At 68.8% G+C, this 16,971-nt stretch carries 20 protein-coding genes; 7 read left to right on the plus strand and 13 right to left on the minus strand.

Going from position 1 to position 16,971, the window contains the following annotated elements:
* Positions 1 to 1,100: 1,100 nt before the first annotated feature.
* Entirely contained in the window at positions 1,101 to 1,343 is a 243-nt protein-coding gene (locus DJ017_RS14385) for a hypothetical protein (RefSeq protein WP_111529359.1), read from the plus strand.
* A gap of 186 nt (positions 1,344 to 1,529) precedes the next feature.
* Here DJ017_RS14385 and ssb read toward each other — a convergent pair whose 3' ends face one another.
* The 9 genes from ssb to flbT all read right to left on the minus strand — a co-directional run bounded on the left by ssb (position 1,530) and on the right by flbT (position 9,405).
* Positions 1,530 to 2,003 (minus strand): single-stranded DNA-binding protein, encoded by a 474-nt coding sequence (gene ssb, locus DJ017_RS14390; protein WP_111529360.1) that lies wholly within the window; start codon positions 2,001 to 2,003, stop codon positions 1,530 to 1,532.
* A gap of 123 nt (positions 2,004 to 2,126) precedes the next feature.
* Positions 2,127 to 2,504, minus strand: coding sequence for a hypothetical protein (locus DJ017_RS14395; protein WP_111529361.1), 378 nt, complete (start codon positions 2,502 to 2,504; stop codon positions 2,127 to 2,129).
* 52 nt (positions 2,505 to 2,556) lie between these two features.
* Positions 2,557 to 3,207 carry a hypothetical protein gene (locus DJ017_RS14400; protein WP_111529362.1) on the minus strand — a complete coding sequence of 217 codons (651 nt, stop codon included), beginning with the start codon at positions 3,205 to 3,207 and terminating at the stop codon, positions 2,557 to 2,559.
* 15 nt (positions 3,208 to 3,222) lie between these two features.
* A complete protein-coding gene (locus DJ017_RS14405) occupies positions 3,223 to 6,015 on the minus strand; it encodes an SBBP repeat-containing protein (protein WP_111529363.1) in 2,793 nt (930 codons plus the stop codon).
* 105 nt (positions 6,016 to 6,120) lie between these two features.
* A complete protein-coding gene (locus DJ017_RS14410; RefSeq protein WP_111529364.1) occupies positions 6,121 to 6,918 on the minus strand; it encodes a flagellin in 798 nt (265 codons plus the stop codon).
* A 168-nt stretch (positions 6,919 to 7,086) separates the two neighbouring features.
* Positions 7,087 to 7,365, minus strand: a complete 279-nt coding sequence (locus DJ017_RS14415; protein ID WP_227000152.1) for a hypothetical protein — start codon at positions 7,363 to 7,365, stop codon at positions 7,087 to 7,089.
* Positions 7,366 to 7,483: 118 nt separating this feature from the next.
* Positions 7,484 to 8,392, minus strand: coding sequence for a flagellin N-terminal helical domain-containing protein (locus tag DJ017_RS14420; RefSeq protein WP_111529365.1), 909 nt, complete (start codon positions 8,390 to 8,392; stop codon positions 7,484 to 7,486).
* 256 nt (positions 8,393 to 8,648) lie between these two features.
* Complete coding sequence (gene flaF, locus DJ017_RS14425) at positions 8,649 to 9,020, minus strand: flagellar biosynthesis regulator FlaF (protein WP_111529366.1); 372 nt, start codon at positions 9,018 to 9,020, stop codon at positions 8,649 to 8,651.
* Positions 8,980 to 9,405, minus strand: coding sequence for a flagellar biosynthesis repressor FlbT (gene flbT, locus DJ017_RS14430; protein ID WP_111529367.1), 426 nt, complete (start codon positions 9,403 to 9,405; stop codon positions 8,980 to 8,982). The genes flaF and flbT overlap by 41 nt, the downstream gene beginning before the upstream one ends.
* A 271-nt stretch (positions 9,406 to 9,676) precedes the next feature.
* Here flbT and DJ017_RS20655 point away from each other — a divergent pair, with 271 nt between their 5' ends.
* The 3 genes from DJ017_RS20655 to DJ017_RS14445 all read left to right on the plus strand — a co-directional run bounded on the left by DJ017_RS20655 (position 9,677) and on the right by DJ017_RS14445 (position 12,163).
* Positions 9,677 to 10,207, plus strand: coding sequence for a hypothetical protein (locus tag DJ017_RS20655; RefSeq protein WP_193540003.1), 531 nt, complete (start codon positions 9,677 to 9,679; stop codon positions 10,205 to 10,207).
* Positions 10,208 to 10,361: 154 nt separating this feature from the next.
* A complete protein-coding gene (locus DJ017_RS14440) occupies positions 10,362 to 11,234 on the plus strand; it encodes an AAA family ATPase (RefSeq protein WP_111529368.1) in 873 nt (290 codons plus the stop codon).
* A 95-nt stretch (positions 11,235 to 11,329) separates the two neighbouring features.
* Positions 11,330 to 12,163 (plus strand): hypothetical protein, encoded by an 834-nt coding sequence (locus tag DJ017_RS14445; protein WP_111529369.1) that lies wholly within the window; start codon positions 11,330 to 11,332, stop codon positions 12,161 to 12,163.
* Positions 12,164 to 12,179: 16 nt separating this feature from the next.
* Here DJ017_RS14445 and DJ017_RS14450 read toward each other — a convergent pair whose 3' ends face one another.
* On the minus strand, positions 12,180 to 12,554 hold the full coding sequence (locus tag DJ017_RS14450; protein ID WP_111529370.1) for a sortase family protein: 375 nt from the start codon (positions 12,552 to 12,554) through the stop codon (positions 12,180 to 12,182).
* Between the two features lie 20 nt (positions 12,555 to 12,574).
* Complete coding sequence (locus tag DJ017_RS14455; RefSeq protein ID WP_111529371.1) at positions 12,575 to 13,387, minus strand: universal stress protein; 813 nt, start codon at positions 13,385 to 13,387, stop codon at positions 12,575 to 12,577.
* Between the two features lie 105 nt (positions 13,388 to 13,492).
* Here DJ017_RS14455 and DJ017_RS14460 point away from each other — a divergent pair, with 105 nt between their 5' ends.
* From DJ017_RS14460 to DJ017_RS14470, 3 genes are read left to right on the plus strand one after another with little or no spacing between them, the layout of a single operon-like run.
* Positions 13,493 to 14,137: an HD domain-containing protein gene (locus DJ017_RS14460; protein WP_377284566.1), complete on the plus strand. Its 645-nt coding sequence runs from the start codon at positions 13,493 to 13,495 to the stop codon at positions 14,135 to 14,137.
* 8 nt (positions 14,138 to 14,145) lie between these two features.
* Complete coding sequence (locus tag DJ017_RS14465) at positions 14,146 to 14,658, plus strand: tyrosine phosphatase family protein (protein ID WP_111530122.1); 513 nt, start codon at positions 14,146 to 14,148, stop codon at positions 14,656 to 14,658.
* Positions 14,655 to 15,629, plus strand: a complete 975-nt coding sequence (locus DJ017_RS14470) for an NUDIX hydrolase (protein WP_111529373.1) — start codon at positions 14,655 to 14,657, stop codon at positions 15,627 to 15,629. The genes DJ017_RS14465 and DJ017_RS14470 overlap by 4 nt, the downstream gene beginning before the upstream one ends.
* Here DJ017_RS14470 and DJ017_RS14475 read toward each other — a convergent pair whose 3' ends face one another.
* Complete coding sequence (locus tag DJ017_RS14475; protein WP_111529374.1) at positions 15,630 to 16,541, minus strand: sterol desaturase family protein; 912 nt, start codon at positions 16,539 to 16,541, stop codon at positions 15,630 to 15,632. It abuts the gene before it with no gap.
* Positions 16,538 to 16,930, minus strand: coding sequence for a hypothetical protein (locus tag DJ017_RS14480; RefSeq protein WP_227000153.1), 393 nt, complete (start codon positions 16,928 to 16,930; stop codon positions 16,538 to 16,540). Before DJ017_RS14480 ends, DJ017_RS14475 begins: the two co-directional genes overlap by 4 nt.
* Between the last annotated feature and the right edge of the window lie 41 nt (positions 16,931 to 16,971).

A 16,971-nucleotide genomic window follows, 5' to 3' on the forward strand; every position in this document is an offset into this window, starting at 1 on the left:
GCCGGCCTGCACAAGCGAAGCGCGGAAGGCCGGAGGGTCCGCCGCCCTCGCCTCGCGCAGCGGGGTTGGCTTTTGGACCGGTCCGCCCCGGTCAGGGATCGTGATTGAGAGCGGCGCACCGCCATGCCGGATGGTTCAGCCCCCGCGAGTTGGACTACCCAGACCGGCAACCCTCCCCTGGCGGACCGGGGACGGCATGGTTCCGATCGCCCGGGCGCACATCCCGCATGCCTGCGCTCGCTGCCGGTTCGGTGGGGAAAGGCGCCCGAAGGACCTCTGCCTGCCTAAAGGTCGACGTACGCCTTTCGGTCGGCGGCGCTGTCCCATTCGCCAAAGGCGCCGAAGGGATCCTCTGTCGCGAGCGGTCGCGCCCTGGTCATCACCCGCATCGTCGCCGGACGCCAGCAGAGCGACATCGGTCAGATGCTGCCCTGGCGCTATCAGGCCAGCCCCGATGCCGTCGTCTGAGCCGGTTCTGGACCCAGCCGCGATTCGACGTCTGCTCTCAGGTTGGACATCAAAGACGGATCGCGACCCATCGCAGACCTTGGAGCGCTCAGCGCAGGGGCGAGTGGGCAGGGAAATAGGTTGGTAGCGGAGTGGGCGCACCCTTCAGCGGTGGCCCATCATCTACGTTGCACCAGCTTCGCAGCGTCTCTCCCGTCTCGGCGTCCGCCACCATGTTCACGACCGCACAGCCACCGTGGACGAATTGTGGGAACTGCTCCCGCGGGGTGATGACGTGCATACCAGCCGGCGCGCTCGTCCAGGGGCTGGGAGTTCGGACGTAAACGCCGAGCCATACGGCACGCGGAGCAGCAAGACTGAAGGAGCCTGACGTAGTGAAGGGAAGGTCCTCATCGCTCCCGATCGTCGCTCTCATCCAGTAGCGGACATAGCGATCCTTGTTGAGATGCCGCTCTGGGAGCACGGCACGTGCGTCCGCGACTTCCACACTTGCCGGGGCTCCTGCGGAAGCAGGGGCGACAAGAGCCAAGATCACAGCGAGCAAGGATACCTGCGTTGTCCCGCGAGAGGGTGCGGGTGCCCGCCGCTAACTCAACCACATTGCCCCCGCGGCCGGACGCGAGGCCATTCGGATGAGCAAGCGCAGCGATTGGTCGGGCTGCGGCATCCCAGAGATCGTCGAGTTCATGGCCGCGGAACAGGGCCCCAGTCGCGACCCGCTCCTCGAGCGAGACCCCCCGGCTCTTGCTCCAGATCAGAAGGACCTGCACGCCGATCAACCGCTGCTCGATGGTCTTTGCGGCCCGGGCTCGACAACGAGTGAGCACATACAGAGTGGGGTTGTGAAGCGGCACACCGCTTTCACGGTCGACTAGCAGCGGCAACCGCTCACCACACGGGCGCACATGCCATCTCACCACGGGCCACATATGGACAGCTCCGAAGAGGTACGTCTTTCGGAGGCTACCGAGCGCAATCGCAGGTGCGATAGGTGCAATAAAAAAGCGGCCGGTTTCGAGATGAAACCGACCGCCTATTTACAGATCTGCCTTAGCTACCCGCTAGAACGGAATTTCGTCGTCGAGGTCGGCGGAGAACTCCTCGCGCGGGCCCGAGCTCTGGGCGCGCGGGCCGGAGGAGAAGCCGCCGGAATAGCCGCCCTCGCCCTGCTCGGCGTCGCCACCGCGGCCGTCGAGCATGGTCAGCTCGCCGCGGAACTTCTGCAGCACCACCTCGGTCGAGAACTTCTCCTGGCCCGACTGGTCCTGCCACTTGCGGGTCTGGAGCGAGCCCTCGATGTAGACCTTCGAGCCCTTGCGCAGGTAGTTCTCGGCCACCTTCACCAGGTTGTCGTTGAAGATCACGACGCGGTGCCACTCGGTCTTCTCCTTGCGCTCGCCGCTGTTGCGGTCGCGCCAGGTTTCGGAGGTGGCCACGCGGAGATTGGCGACGCGGTCGCCGGAGTTGAGGGAGCGGATCTCGGGGTCGGCCCCGAGATTGCCCACCAGGATGACCTTGTTGACGCTGCCCGCCATGTCGATGTCCTAAGCTTCCGTGTTTGCGGGCTGATCGCCCAGGCGCACGCTAGCGGCCCGTTAACACAATCGCAAGCAATCCGTTCCCCATACGTTCACGTCCGAACGGCGGTTACCCACAACCTATTGCTGCGGCATGGCGCCGGGAACGGCCAGCCGCCCGTCGCCGGTGCGCACCAGGGCGATGTAGCGGGGACCTTCCAGGGTGGTTGAAGTGAAGATCCCTTCCTTTTGAAGGAAAATGAAATTCGCCTGGTAGGCGCCGAGGATCTCCTGCGCCGAGCCGCCCATGGTCAGGAACTTGATGCGCATGGCCTCGAGGTTGGCCGCGCAGGTCTCAAGGTTCGGGGTGGCGACCACCTTGTTGTACTTCAGCGCCCCGCCCTTCTCGAACACCACGTGGTAGCAGACGCCAGGCGTGCCGGGCGGCTCGGTGCGCTTGGCGCAGCCGGCAAGCGTGGCGGTGGCGGCGAGGGCGAGGAAGAGCGCGGTGCGGATCATCGCGTGAACCTACACAAGGGGGCGGTGGAGCGCGAGAGCGTCAGGGGCCCTCTCAGGACGACGGACACGCCTGGCCCTGCTCGCTCAGGGTCCGGAAGCTGCGATTGTCGCTGGAGATCTCGATCCGGCCGGGCACCAGGCGCAGGGTCTGCTGACCCCAGCGGCCATAGAGCGCCTGGCCGGCCTTCTCGCAGCGGCCTGCGAACAGCGTCTGGGCGCAGGCGGAGAGGGTCATGTCGGCCGGCAGCTTCCGCCAGGTCCCCTCGTAGCGCCAGCAGGCGGCGGCCGGGCCGCTCGCCGACTGGGTCTCCGGGGCGGGCTGGGCCACGGGCTTGACTTCCTGCGGCGGCAGGGGCGTGACCACGGCCCCGCCCTGCTGGGCGGCGGCCAGGGCGCCGGTCTGGTCGACGCCCACGTCGAGGGCGTCGGTGGCCACGCCGTTGCGCTGGGCGCATTCAGCCAGAGTGAACTCGCCGACGAACTGGCCGGCCACGAAGCAGCGCAGCGGCTTGGTGGAAGCGACCTTGCCCTCCGGCTGGGCGCTCGGATCGATCACCAGCCCCCCCTGCGAGGCGGGCGGCGGCGGCGTCGGTTCGCCACGATGGCTCGCCGTCAGCATCCAGGCGATGGAGACGCCCGCCACGAGCGCGACGACGGCGCCGCCGCCGATCAGCGCAATCCGGTTCCGATTGGGGGAGTCCATGCCCCCTCGCTAGCGTCAGCCGAACAGGCTGGCAAGCGAGGAGCCGGAGGAGGAGCTGCTGCTCGAGCTGCTGGCGCTCAGGCGGGCGAGGGCCGCTTGGTAGTCGGCGATCTGCGACTTCAGGTAGGCTGGCACCGTCCCCGAGCCCGAGGCCGTGGCGCTCTTCGGCTGCGCCGCCTGCTTCAGGTCGACGTAGATGGCCCGCACCGTGGTGATCGCGTTGTTGATCCCGTCGATCGCGGACTTGATGTCCGCCTTCGAGGACAGGTCGAGGTTCGAGGTGATGTGCAGGCCGTAGGTCTGCGAGCCCTTGTCGGCCGGCAGCACGCCCTTCTTCTTGTCGATGACCACCTTGCGGATCAGGCCGGGCTTGATCCCGAGCGACTGCAGGGCGTCGCGACCGTCGGGGCCGGGCAGCAGTTCGAAGCTCTGGCGATCGGTGGCCGGTTTCAGGCTGAGCGTCGTATGGTTGGCGTCGGTCACGGTCGTGGCGACGACGCCGAAGAGACCGGCCGACTGGATCTTCTTGGTCAGGCTGTCGAGGGTCTCGTTCGCGGCGATGGTGATGGTCACCGGCGTAGGGCTGGAGCCCTGGCGGATCTGGAACTGGTCGCCGGCGCGCAGCGAGGTGGCCGCCGTCAGCAGGTCGGAGCCGCCGTACTGGATGGTCCCCTTGGGCAGGCCCAGACGGTCGAGGGCGCTGCCGCCGCCCGTGTCCACGGCGATCGCCTCGGGCGCGTCCATCTCGTCCTTGGCCGTGAAGCGCTGCGAGTAGATGACCGCGCCGGCGCCGACGTCGAGCGCGGCCACGAAGCCGTCCTGCTTGCCGATGGCGCTCAGGCTCGGAAGGGCCGCCGTGGCCGTGCCGGTCAGCCAGAGCTGGCCGTTGGCGACCGTCACGGCGGTGACCTTGTCCGCCCCGCCGCCGCCATAGTAGGCGACCGCGTCCCCTGCCCCGGCCGTGAGGTCAGCCGAGAGCTTCACACCGAAGCCGTCGAGGCCGCCGCCGCGCGCGAGCGTCGTCGTGCCGACGCCGAGGTCCGCGCCCGTCGTGCCACCGATCAGCACATTGCCGGCGCCGTCGAGGCCGATCCCCGAGACCGAACCGCCGCCGAGGGCGCCGAGATTGCGCGTCGCGGCGAGCGACATCTGCCTGGGATCGGTGGCGTCGAACCGGCGAACCATCCCCGAGCCGCCGTCCTGGCCGGCCACCAGGACGTCGGTCCCGTTGACCACGATGCCGGCTACGCTGTCGTCGCCCGCCGTGCCAAACTGGCGGGTCGAGAGCACGGCGCCCGTCGTGTCGTAGGCGCGCAGATAGCCGTCCCAACCGCCGGACGGCGTGCCGCCGCCGATGCTGCCCTGGGTCTTGCCGGCCACGTAGACGCGGCCGGAGGCGTCGAAGGCCACGGCCTGCGCCTGGTCGGCGCCGGTCGCACCCTGGCGGTCGCTCCACATCTCCTGGCCCTGAGCGTCGAAGACGGTGACGAAGCTGTCGCTGGTCTTGGCGTCGGCCCCCGCGTCGCCGCTGTCGAGCTCGCCGGTGATCGCGCCGGCGATGGCCACCTTGCCGTCCGCCGAGACGGCCAGGGACGCGCCGCTGGCCGAAACCCCGGCCCCGAGGGTCTGGGTGTAGATGAGCTTGCCCGCCGAGTCGTACTTCAGGAGCACCGCGTCCTGCGCGCCCTTGATCGGCTGTCCGGAGACCGTGCCGGTGGCGTCCGCGAGCATGTAGACCGAGCCGTCCGCGCCGGTGGCGGTGGCGTGCACGGCGGTGACGCCGTCCGGCAGCTTCTCGGAGAACACCCGCCCCGAAACGTAGTTCTCGTCTCCCGGTCGACGCGCCGCGTCGGCGCCGGAGCCCGTCTCCAGCTTGAGCAGCTCCTGCTGGGTGACGCCGTCGTTGGTGGTGGCCTTGCCGTCCGGATCCGGATTGCCGGCCGTCTGGGCGATGAACACAGAAGGCGCCGTCGTCGGGGCCGAGAACGCCAGCTTCTCGTTGGCGAGACCTGTGAACTTGAAGCCGAACTGCGGCTGGCTGGCGCTGATGGTCACGGTCTTGCCGTTGACGGTCGCGGTCTCCGCCGCGCTGTCGGTGCGGTCGAGCTGCACGCGGATGCCGACGCCGGCCGTCTTCAGCTTGTCATTCATGTAGAGGGTGACGTTGGTCATGGTGCGCGGCGTCGCGCCCATCTCCGAAAGGTCGAAGTTCACCGTCGTGGTGTTGCCGGTGCTCGGATTGGTCACGTCGGCGCTGAACTGCACCGTGCCCTGGAAGGCCGAGACCACCGTGTCGGCCGAGCCGCTGACCAGCGGGGCGGTGGTGTAGCTGTCGGAGGCCACGCCGACGCCGGCCGCGCTCACGGCCGCGGTGTTCACGACGCCTTCGGTCAGGCGGAAATTGGCGAACTTGGTCCCCTGCACGTACTTGCTGAGCTCGTTCATCCCGCGGTCGAAGGCCGCCTGGATCTGGGTGAGCTGATAAGCCGGCGTCTTGGAGTCGTTGGCCGCATTGGCCAGGGCCTGCAGCGTCACCAGCCCCTGGTTGATGGCGAACAGCTTCTTGTAGTCGGCGCTGGCGTTGGGAACGTCCAGCTTGGCCGCCTTCTCGTCGATGAACGACTTGCCGCTGAGGGCGGCGCTGACGAGGGCGCTGGTCTTGGGCTGCTTGACGCCGGGGTTCCAGGGAGCCGTCGGAACCTTGCCGGACGCGCCACTCCCGCCCGCAGCCGTGGCCGCGGCCGAGGCGAAGCCCGCCTTGGCCTGGTACCAGTTGACCAGAACGCTCGTGTCGAAGGTGACGGTCACTGCCGCTCCGCCTACGCCGAAGACTCCTGGCGGGAGATTCGCACGCTCAGGGCTGACGAGGGGTTAAGGCGCGTAAAGAAATCCGCGCACCCAGCCCTTACCGGCTCAGCTGCGGAACAGGGCCAGCAGGGCCTGGGGCGCCTGATTGGCGACCCCGCCCCCCTGCCCGGCCAGCGCCTGCTGCACCTGGAGAGCCTGGAGACGCGCCGTGTCGGCGTCGAGGTCGGACGAGGCGCCGTTGGCCAGCGAGGTCTGCAGGCGGCTGACCACCGCGAGGTGGGCCTGGATCTGCTCCGACTGCCCGCCGATCTTGGCGAGGTGGGCCGCCACGCTGGCGCCCGCGGCGTCGAGCTGGTCGAGCAGGCCGGCGAGATCGCCGTCTGCGCCCGAGAGTCCGGTGCGGGCGAGCCCCAGACCGTCCGCGGTGAAATCCTGCGGCGACAGGGAGATGCTCGCGTCCCCGTTCACGTCGGCCTTGAACTGCAGGTCGCCCGTCGAGCCGCCGTCGAGCATCTTCACGCCCTGGAAGGACGCCGACCTCGCGATCTGGTCGAGCGTCTGCAGGAGCTGCTGATAGTCGGCGTCGAGACTGGCCTTGTCCGCGCCGCCCGATTGGGCCGAGACCGCCTTCTCGCGCATCAGTTTCAAGAGGTCGCCGATGGTCTGGCCCGCGCTCATCGCCACGTCCGCGATCGAGGCGGCGCGGTTCAGGCTGTCCTGCACCGACAGCAGCGCGCTGGCGCCGGGCAGTTCGCCGGGCCCCGCGTAGACGACGGCCGGATCCCGGACACCGCCGACCGCATCGGCCGCGTTGGACGTGGGAGCGCCCGTCGATCGGTTGGCCAGCGCGTTCTCCCGCGCCTGCAGGGCCGCCAGGGCGTTGCCGTTCACGCTCGTGACCATCTCGCGCCTCTTCCGTCAGCTCTCAGGCGCCGTCCGCGCCCGTCTTCGAGCCTGAGTAGGCCGAGTCCCGCATCGGATGGTTAATGAAACACGAATGGCCGCACACCGGGGCTCCGGCGGCGGGTCGGACCGCGAGGCGGTCGATGGCGGCTTGATCGGGGCTGCGCCCTAGATCTTCGCCTTGATGATCGCTCCGGCCGCGTAGTCCTCGGCCTGATGCATGCGCACCACCGCTTCTCGCGGCAGCTGCTGGACGATGTCGCCCGTGCGGCGATCGATGGTCTTGTAGATGAAGAGCCCGCTGGCGCGGTCCTCCTCGATGACCAGCCGCAGGTCGGCGGCGTCGTTCTGCATCGCCATGGTGTTGGAGGTCGCCGCCGGCGGCGCCGGAGACGGGGCCACACCCGTGGCGGGGGTCAGAGCGATGGTTGCGAGCTTGTTCTCCATGGTTCGTCCGCCCGCCGGGAGGCCCGGTCAGACGACTCCTCTCGTAAGGAACGGCGGGGAGGACGAGCCTCCCCGCCGCCGACGTTGCGTCTGACGCGCCGGAGCGCGCCGGATCGGCTTATCGGAAGAGGCCGAGCAGGATGCCGGTCGACTGGTTGGCGATCGACAGGGCCTGCACGCCGAGCTGTTGCTTGGTCTGCAGAGCCTGCAGGCTCGCGCTTTCCTGAGCCAGGTTGGCGTCGACCAGGTTGCCCACGCCGGTGTTCAAGCTGTCCTGCAGCTTGCCGACCAGGGTCAGCTGGTTGTCCATGGCCTTGGAGTCCACACCGAAGCCCGAGAGGGTCTGGGTGACGGTCTTCATGGCCGTGTCGACGAGCGCCAGGTCAGCACCGGCATCGGCGGCGCCGGTCGCGCCCGTCCACGCCGCGGCGGTCATGGCGACCGCATCGGCAGTGAAGTAGGTCTGACCCGCGACGACGGCGCCAGCCGTGGTCGTGGTGGCCTTGGCCGTCGAGAACAGGTTGTTGAAGCTGATGTTCGCGTGGGCCGAGTTGACGGTGATCTTGCCGTCCGAAGAGCCCAGCGCCTGCACCTGGCCCGTACCGCCGTCGACGAGGTTCACCCCGTTGAACGTGGCCGAAGCGATGGTGTTGGCGTAGGCCTGACCCAGCTTGGCGAATTCCGACGCATACTGAGCGCGCGACGGGTCGTCGATGGTGGCGTCCGAGGCCGCCAGGGCCTTGGAGCGCATCTGGGTGAGGATGTCGGTGAGCTGGGCGCCGGCCTGCAGGGTCGTGTCGACCACGGACTTGCCGTTGTTCAGCGAGTTCACCACCGCGTCGAGCGACGAGGCTTGCGCCTTTTCGGTCTGCGCGATGGCCCAGATGGCGCCGTTGTCCTTCGCCGAGGCGATCTTCAGGCCGGTGTTGATCCGGTTCTGAGTGGTGCCGAGAGAAGTCTGGGTTTCAGCCAGGTTCTGCAGGGCGATCATCGCCGCGGTGTTGGTGTTGATGGAGTTCATAGCCATCGTCGTCTTCCTTCTTCATAGGTCCGCACGCCGTTCTGGCGCGGGGGGCGTTTTGCCCAGGGTCGACAAAATCACGGCCACGCTTGACGACAGGTTAAAGCTCTGCCGCCAGCGACGAATCACTGGGTAAATTTGACTCAGCGACCCCGTTGGGCTCGGCGGAAGTTGCCGAGCGGCATGCCGCGCGGGCGCGCCGACACAACGAAAAACGCCGGCGCGAGCGCCGGCGTCGTCAGCCCAGGTCAGGCATCGTCAGCTAAGCGGCGGCGGGCGTCTCGCGCGCCGGCTCAAGGCCCTGCATCATCATCCGATTGACGTCGATGAGCGGCCCGAACTCGGCCTCGTTGCGCATGATCTCGCTGGTGTGGCGGTTCACCCAGAGGCTCAGCGAGATGATGCTGGCGCGCAGTTGCACCGGCAGCTGATTGCCCGGGCTCGAGCAGTCGGAGGCCAGGACCGACCAGAGCCGGCGGTTCCAGTCGAGCGCCTCCATCCGGCCGGCGATGTCCGTCACGTCCAGGTCCGCGGCCGCGATCAACGCGCGCGTCACCTGGCCGAACAGGCGGTATTCGATGTCCCGGGGCGATTCAGCCCGGGCGGCTGCTTGTTGGTACGCCTGAAGCGACATTCCCCAACCTCTCGTCTTCGTACTCGATCAGTTTCCGGCAGAGCATCAACGCCTTGTAGTACTCGCCGGACATACACAGCTTCGATATCTCGACGCAGTCGACCAGGACCTTGGGATTGCTGATCGCCCCCATGAACTCCGTCAGTCTCTGCGCGAACTCGTGGTAGTAACTCTGAGCCGCACCCTCATCGAGGTACATCATCATCACTGGGAAATAGATGCGGCGGGCGGGCGTACTGGCGTCCTCCTGCTGCATGATGTCCTTTTCCCGCAGCACCGAAGCCTTGTTCTGCAGGACGAGAACCCCCCGGCGATCGCCGTTCTGGACGACGGCCCCGTTGAGGACGAACTTTTCTCCCGGTTTCAGCGACAGTTTGAGCGGCACGTCGGCACCTGATCCTTTCGGCTGCGAACCGCCCCCTCGATTCGCCTGGGACCTGCATTGTCACTGCTGGCGGCCCCCGACGCATCCTCACCGTAAAGCGCCACTTCTTAACGGCCCCTTGCACGCGCGAAGGTTGCGTCCGCCCCGCCTGCACGCCGGAACGCCCTCTGTCCCCGCGGGTTTGATCTGGCGCACGGCGGCGATGGGCGCCGGGACCACAGTTCCGGTCCTCTCGCCCTCCCCCGGAAGGCGCCTCGCAAGGAGATCGGTGATGCCCGGCACGAGCTACGACGCGGATGCGGACTTCGATCCGCAGGACCAGGCCGAAACCTTCGACGAGAGCAACGTCGTCGGCGGCGAAGGCGATTCCGCCCTCGGCTTCGACAGCCCGGCGAGCCCGGGCTCCGACATGCGCACCTTCGAGGAACTACCGGACGTCGAGGACGTCACCCAGGCGGTCGGCGACGCCGATGACGACGAGGCCTTGGCCCTCGACGCCGACGAGTTCGACGAGGACGCCTTCGGCGACGCCGACCTCGAGGAGGACGACGAGGGCGATTACAAGGCCGCGACCGAGGAACGGGAGGATGACATCGACGGCCTAGGCCCAGAAGACGGGTTCAACGAGGACCGCATCGACGCACGCAGCGACATCGAGGGGCTGTCCGAGGCCGTCGAGGACGCCGACCAGGTGAGCGGCGGCGAGGACGACTTCACCAACTTCCAATCCAAGGCGCTCGACGACGACGACCTCCAGCGCCTCGGCTATTCCAAGGGCGGCAAGCCCGACGGCAAGGCCTGAGGCGGCGCGCCCAAGGCGCCGACTGACGCAGCGTCACCCTGAATCCGGCCGCGCCTGCGCGCTCAAGGCGCTTGAATGTCGCGCGCCTGCCTTTAGTCTGGCCCCGAGTTGAAACAATTGTTCGAATGCGGGCCTCGGCCCGCCGGGAGCCGGAATGAGCCAGCGTTTTGAAGGCACGGACGATTACGTCGCCACTGAAGATTTGAAGGTCGCGGTCAACGCCGCCATCGCCCTCGAGCGCCCGCTGCTGATCAAGGGCGAGCCCGGCACCGGCAAGACGGTGCTGGCCTACGAGATCGCCAAGGCGCTCGATGCGCCGCTGATCACCTGGCACATCAAGTCGACCACGAAGGCCCACCAGGGGCTCTACGAGTACGACGCCGTCACCCGCCTGCGCGACAGCCAGCTCGGCGACGAGCGTGTCAAGGACGTCAAGAACTACATCAAGAAGGGCAAGCTCTGGGAAGCCTTCGAGAGCCCCCAGCGCCCGGTGCTGCTGATCGACGAGATCGACAAGGCGGACATCGAGTTCCCGAACGACCTCCTGCAGGAGCTCGATCGGATGGAGTTCTTCGTCTACGAGACCAACGAGACGATCAAGGCGGCGGTTCGCCCGATCGTGATCATCACCTCGAACAACGAGAAGGAGCTGCCGGACGCCTTCCTGCGCCGCTGCTTCTTCCACTACATCCGCTTCCCCGACTCCGACACGATGAACGACATCGTCGAGGTGCACTATCCGGGCATCAAGCAGAAGCTCGTCGCCGAGGCGCTGCGCATCTTCTACGACATGCGCAAGGTGCCGGGCCTGAAGAAGAAGCCGTCCACCTCCGAGCTGCTCGACTGGCTGAAACTCCTCATGGTCGAGGACATCAGCGACGAGGCGCTGAAGGAGAAGGATCCCACCAAGCTGATCCCGCCGCTGCACGGCGCCCTGCTCAAGAACGAGCAGGACGTGCACCTCTTCGAGCGCCTCGCCTTCCTCGCCCGGCGCGAGGGCTCGGCCGGCGCCCGCCCGGGCCAGTAGCCATTGGCCCCGGCCGCGGGGCTTACGACGAATTCACTCGATTTTTCCAAGGGCTCCGGCCACGCTTTGCGGCGAATGGACGGAGCCCTTTCGCTATGCGCGTAATCCTGCTTGCCGCCGCCTCTACCCTGGTCATGGGCCTGGGGGCCTGCGCGCCACGCGTCGACTATGCCCACCGCACCGCGCTCGACTGCCCGGACCGGCAGGGCGTGCTGGAGCGGACCTCGATCGCCGCCGATCGCAAGACCTGCACCTATCGCGGCCCGGGCAATGCCGAGATCACCCTGCAGCTGACGCCGGTCAACGGCGACGCCGCCACGACCCTGGCGGCGCTGGAGACCTCCCTCGTGGGACCGGCCGCAGCCGCATCGGTGGAGACCGAGCCCAAGGCCCCTGCCCCGCCCGAAGCGCCCAAGCCGCCGGCGCCGCCCTCCGGTGACGTCGCCCGCGCTGCTCAAGAGGCGGCCCAGGACGCCAAGGGCTCCGGGGCCTCCGAGGAGGACTGGAACAGCGACAGCGACCGTACCGCCGTGACCATTGGCAAGAACCACGGCGTCATCGTCGATGGCGATGACCACGCCAAGGTGGACCTGCCCGGCCTGCACATCGAGGCCGGCGACCACAAGGCCAAGGTCAATGTCGCCGGCGTGAAGATCGACGCCAGCAACGGCGAGGCGACGGTCCACGTCGTCAAGGACGTGCGCCTGCGCGGCGAGCCCTTCAGCCGCGAGCGTCGGGGCCTGCGCGCCACCTTCATCGCCAAACGGGACAATCTGCCCGACGGCTATCGCTTCGTGGGCTACCAGGCGTCGGGTCCGAAGAGCGGGCCCCTGACGGTCGGCGTGGTGAAGTCGCGCGAGGACCTCGACGAGGGCAACCGCCTCTACCACGACCTCCAGCGCCTGGTGCGCCGCAACGGCGGCGCCTGAGCCTCGCGGCCGGCGGTCAGCCCGCCGGCTGGACCTCGACGACCTTGTAAGTCAGCGGACGGCCGTCCTCGTCGGTGACGGTGACGTATTCACCGACCGCGAACCGATGCTCGCCCAAGCGATAGACCGGCTCATCGTCGGCAGTGTCGGCGTCGTCGTAGTCGAAGAACCAGCGCTGGCCGCGGCGCGCCAGGCGGCCGTCCGCCGGATCCTCGTCCGGCGCGAAGCGGCGCACGACGCACTGGTCGCGGGTCTTCGCATAGCTCTCCTCGTCGAGCATGCCGTCGGCCGTCAGCGGGGCGGTCAGCGCATAGCCGCGGTGATCGTCGCCGCCGGCGAATTCGGTGCCGGGATTGCGGGCGAGCCGCATCACGATGCGCGACAGGGGCATTGGGTCGATCCTTATGAAAGCTAGTGGGACAAGAACAACGAGGGATGGTCGGAGTTCAAGAGCGTGCGCGTGGTGCCGCCGAAGATGAACTCCTGCAGCCGCGGATGGCCGAAGGCGCCGGCCACCAGGATGTCGGCCTCGGCCTTGCGGGCGGCGTAGAGCAGCACCGGCGCGGCGTCGCCGCTGTCGGGCAGCACATCGACCTCGGCCTTCACCCCGCGCGCGGCGTAGTACGACTGCAGCCGGGCCGGATCGAAGCTGCGCGAGCTGGCCTTCGGCGCGGCGAGGATCACCGCCTTGTCGGCCTTCTCCAGCAGCGGCAGGGCCAGGCGCGCGGCGCGCGAGGCCTCCTTGCCGCCGTCCCAAGCGACCGCGATGGTCCCGCCGACCTTCAGGCCCTCCCGGGCGATCAGCACCGGGCGCTGCTCGTCGGCCAGCACCTGCTGGAAGGCCTCCGCCAGGGGCCCGCGGCCGCGGGCCGGCTCGTTGGTGAAGACGACCAGATCCGAAAGGCGCGCCTCCGCCGACAGCCCCGCCCAGACGGGCGTCTGCAGGCTGATGAACTGCCGCTTGGCGTAGGTGCACGCGTCCATGGCGACGCGGGCGTTCTTCTCGCCCACCTGGGCCGCTTCCTTCAGCGACTCGAGGGCGGTGGTCTGCACCCCGCCCATGAAACCCTCGCCCATCCAGGGCATGACGTCGGCCACGTCGGCCGGGGTGTAGACGCCCGCCAGCTCCGCGCCGAACGGCTCGGCCATGAGCGCCGCCGCCGCCACCGCCGCGCGATCGCCCTGCCCGCCCGAGAGAGGCGCCATGATCCGTGCCCAGCTCATCCCGTCTTCCTTCGCGTGACCTTTCGAACCAACACCCTATGCTCGCATTGATCTTTGTCAGGGCATGCGCCAGTTCCTGATCACGACTGTGGAGGTAATGCGTCCGTGAGGAAAGGGCTGCGTCGTTCGACCCGGGAGCCGCGCGCTTGGCAACGCATGCTGTCGGGCCGGCGGCTGGATCTGCTCGATCCCTCGCCGATGGACATCGAGATCGAGGACATCGCCCACGGCCTGGCGCGCGTGGCGCGCTGGAACGGACAGACGACCGGCGAGAACGCCTTCTCAGTCGCCCAGCACTGCCTGGTCGTGGAGGAGATCGCCGCTCACATCCGTCCCGACCTCGAGCCCCGCTGGCGCCTGGCGGCCCTGCTGCACGACGCCCCCGAATATGTGATCGGCGACATGATCTCGCCGTTCAAGGCGGCGCTCGGCGTCGACTACCGCACCTTCGAGGACAGCCTGGAAACCGCCATCCACGTGCGCTTCGGCCTGCCGGCCAAGACGCCGCCGCTGGTCAAGAAGCTGATCAAGCAGGCCGACCGGGCCTGCGCCTTCTTCGAGGCGATTCAGCTCGCGGGCTTCGAGCACGACGAGGCGCTCGATTTCTTCGGCGCGCCGCCGGCCGGCTACAGCCTGGTGATCGACCCCCTGCCGGCGGCGCAGGCCCAGGAGCGCTACGTCCACCGCTACAATGTCCTGTCCGAGGCCGCCGGCTATCGCGGCTCGGACGTGGCCTTCGACACCGAGTGAGCACGGCCGTGCAACTGATCGTCTGCGGACTGGCCGACGTGGAGCCGCTGATCGCGGTCCGCCGGCCCTCGCACATGATAACCCTGCTCGACCCGGCGAGCCTGATCGAGACGCCGGCGCCGCTCAGCCCCGAGCGGCACCTGCGGCTCGGCGTCAACGACATCGTCGAGCCGATGGACGACATGGTCGCCCCGGACGAGACCGTGGTCGGGCGCATCCTCGCCTTCGGCCGCACCTGGGACGGCGAGCGGCCCATGCTGATCCATTGCTGGGCCGGGATCAGCCGGTCGACGGCGGCGGCCTTCCTGCTGGCCTGCGAGCACAGCCCGGCGGCCGACGAGCGGCGGATCGCCCTGGCCCTGCGCAAGGCCGCGCCCCACGCCTCGCCCAATCGCCGCATCGTCGCCCTGGCGGACGAGCAGATGGGCCGCGGCGGACGCATGATCGCGGCGGTCGAGGCCATGGGCGACTACGACTTCACCGTCGCGGCCCCCTTCGACTTCCCGGCCCGCCACGCATGAGCCTCGCGCCGGCCTCCACCGCCGTGGTCATCGGCCTCTCGGCCGTGGTCGTCGCCATCGAAGGCGGCGAGGCCGTGGTGCTGACCGTCCGCCCGAAGGACTCCGACCTGGAGAGCCTGCCCTTCGGCCCGTTCGATCCGGGCGGGCATCGCACCTTCGAGCTCGCCATGCGCGCCTTCGTGACCGAACAGACGCGCTTCGACCTCGGCTATGTGGAGCAGCTCTACACCTTCGGCGACAAGGGCCGCGACGCGCCGCTCGCCGACATGGGCGAAGGCAGCCCGGCCGCGCGGGTCATTTCGGTGGGCTATCTGGCGCTGGCGCCCAAGGCCGTCGACACCCACGCGCCGGACAGCCAGTGGCGGCCGTGGTCGCGGTTCTTCCCCTACGAGGACTGGCGCGCCGGCCGGCCGCCCGCGCTCGAGATCATCGAGCCCGCACTCCGCCGCTGGACGGAACGCGGCGCCGACGCGCCCCAGCGGCTGGCCCGAGCCCGCCTCGCCTTCGCCCTCGACGGCGCGCCCTGGAACGAGGAGCGGGTGCTGGAGCGCTATGAGCTGCTCTACGAGGCGGGCCTCGCGCCCGAGGCGGCGCGCGACCGCGGCGAGGCGCCCCTGCCCCCCGAGCTGCGGGCCGCGCTCGGCGAAGCCATGTTCTCCGACCACCGCCGGATCCTGGCCACGGCCGTCTCGCGTCTGCGCGGCAAGATCAAGTATCGGCCGGTGGTGTTCGAGCTGATGCCCGAGGCCTTCACCCTCTCCGCCCTGCAGCGGGCGGTGGAGGCGATCGCCGGGGTGCCGCTGCACAAGCAGAACTTCCGGCGCGCCCTGGAGCGGGCCGAGCTGGTGGAAGGGCTCGGCCGCATCGACGCCGAGACCGGCGGTCGCCCCGCCGAACTCTTCCGCTTCCGTGAGGAGCTGCTCTCGGCGCGGCCGGTCTCGGGCCTCAGCCTGCCGCTGCTGCGCGACTAGCTATTCGGCGGCGATCCGCTCGGGCGCGACCTTGCGGCCGGCCTCCCACTCCGCCTTCAACTCGCGGCTCGTCTGGCGGCTGCCGTCCGGGCTCCAGCCCGGGGGGCCGAACAGCCAGCCAAGGGCGTGGCGCGGCTGGCGCAGGATGTCCGCGCCGATGGCGATCCACTCGTGGAAGGCGACGCGCAGCAGGTTGAAGGTGCCGAGGTTCTTCACCAGGCCATAGCGGCAGGGCTCCTCGTCCAGCTCCGGCTGGAAGGTGCCGAACAGCTTGTCCCAGACGATGAGGATCCCCGCGTAGTTCTTGTCGAGGTAGCGCGGGTTGCGGGCGTGGTGAACCCGGTGGTGAGAGGGCGTGTTGAACACCGCCTCGAACCAGCGCGGCATCCGCCGGATCGCCTCGGTGTGGATCCAGTACTGGTAGACGAGGCTGATGCCCTTCTCGATGGCCACCATGGCTGGCGGGAAGCCGAGGAAGGACAGTGGCAGCCAGAGCATCCAGGTGCCGGAGATCCCGCCCGTCCAGGTCTGCCGCAGCGCGGTGGACAGGTTGTAGTGCTGGCTGGAGTGGTGGTTGACGTGCGCCGCCCACCAGAAGCGCCGCTCGTGGCTGATGCGGTGGAACCAGTAGTAGGTCAGGTCCTCCAGCAGGAAGATCGCCAGCCACGCCCAGGCCGCGTTCATCGGAATCGTGAACAGCCGGTGCTGATAGACCCACAGCGCCGCGGCCACCGTGACGCCGCCGATCAGCATGCCGGCCACCGTGGAGCCGAGGCCCATGAACAGGGAGGCGGCGGTGTCCTTCGTCTCGTATTCGGCCCGCAGCTTGCCGGCCTTTGCGAGCAGGATTTCGGCGATGATCGTGAGGATGAAGAGCGGGGTCGCGAGGGTGACCGGATCGAAGGTCTTCATGCGGCGAGATCCTTCGGCGGCCAGGCCGGCAGGTTGATCACGGCCTTCGGCGCGGCGACGTCGGCGAGGTCGAGCGTCAGGCGTCCGTCGCGGAAGGCGGCGGACAGCGCCTGGGCCCAGGGCAGCTGGCGCGCCACATAGCCGTCGCCGACCCGGCAGAGCACCAGCGCCGAGGCGCCCGCGCGGGCGAGCGCGCCGGCCCCGTCCGTGGCGACCCAGAGCTGGTCGATGGGCTTGCCCGGGAATTCCTCCCCGAGCAGGAAACGGGCGGTCTGGTCGTCCAGCGGATTGAGCGGGCGGGCGATGCGCGCCCAGGCGGCCAGACCGACCAGTGCGGCCACTGCCGCGCCGGAAGCGCTGACCTGGATCAGGAAGGCGTGACTGAGCAAAGCCGGTCGTCTCCTCGCCCGCTGCTTCATTGTTGACGCCA

The sequence above is a fragment of the Phenylobacterium soli genome (assembly GCF_003254475.1).
Lineage (GTDB): Bacteria > Pseudomonadota > Alphaproteobacteria > Caulobacterales > Caulobacteraceae > Phenylobacterium > Phenylobacterium soli.

Bases quoted from the DNA above. Each gene is read 5' to 3' on its own strand.
- DJ017_RS14440 (WP_111529368.1), top strand. From the start codon at position 10,362: ATGAGCCAGCGTTTTGAAGGCACGGACGATTACGTCGCCACTGAAGAT.
- DJ017_RS14415 (WP_227000152.1), bottom strand. From the start codon at position 7,365: ATGGAGAACAAGCTCGCAACCATCGCTCTGACCCCCGCCACGGGTGTG.
- DJ017_RS14470 (WP_111529373.1), top strand. From the start codon at position 14,655: ATGAGCCTCGCGCCGGCCTCCACCGCCGTGGTCATCGGCCTCTCGGCC.
- DJ017_RS14450 (WP_111529370.1), bottom strand. From the start codon at position 12,554: ATGCCCCTGTCGCGCATCGTGATGCGGCTCGCCCGCAATCCCGGCACC.
- DJ017_RS14385 (WP_111529359.1), top strand. From the start codon at position 1,101: ATGAGCAAGCGCAGCGATTGGTCGGGCTGCGGCATCCCAGAGATCGTC.
- DJ017_RS14455 (WP_111529371.1), bottom strand. From the start codon at position 13,387: ATGAGCTGGGCACGGATCATGGCGCCTCTCTCGGGCGGGCAGGGCGAT.
- DJ017_RS14410 (WP_111529364.1), bottom strand. From the start codon at position 6,918: ATGGTCACGAGCGTGAACGGCAACGCCCTGGCGGCCCTGCAGGCGCGG.
- ssb (WP_111529360.1), bottom strand. From the start codon at position 2,003: ATGGCGGGCAGCGTCAACAAGGTCATCCTGGTGGGCAATCTCGGGGCC.
- DJ017_RS14400 (WP_111529362.1), bottom strand. From the start codon at position 3,207: ATGGACTCCCCCAATCGGAACCGGATTGCGCTGATCGGCGGCGGCGCC.
- DJ017_RS14475 (WP_111529374.1), bottom strand. From the start codon at position 16,541: ATGAAGACCTTCGATCCGGTCACCCTCGCGACCCCGCTCTTCATCCTC.
- DJ017_RS14445 (WP_111529369.1), top strand. From the start codon at position 11,330: ATGCGCGTAATCCTGCTTGCCGCCGCCTCTACCCTGGTCATGGGCCTG.
- DJ017_RS20655 (WP_193540003.1), top strand. From the start codon at position 9,677: ATGCCCGGCACGAGCTACGACGCGGATGCGGACTTCGATCCGCAGGAC.
- DJ017_RS14420 (WP_111529365.1), bottom strand. From the start codon at position 8,392: ATGGCTATGAACTCCATCAACACCAACACCGCGGCGATGATCGCCCTG.
- DJ017_RS14395 (WP_111529361.1), bottom strand. From the start codon at position 2,504: ATGATCCGCACCGCGCTCTTCCTCGCCCTCGCCGCCACCGCCACGCTT.
- flaF (WP_111529366.1), bottom strand. From the start codon at position 9,020: ATGTCGCTTCAGGCGTACCAACAAGCAGCCGCCCGGGCTGAATCGCCC.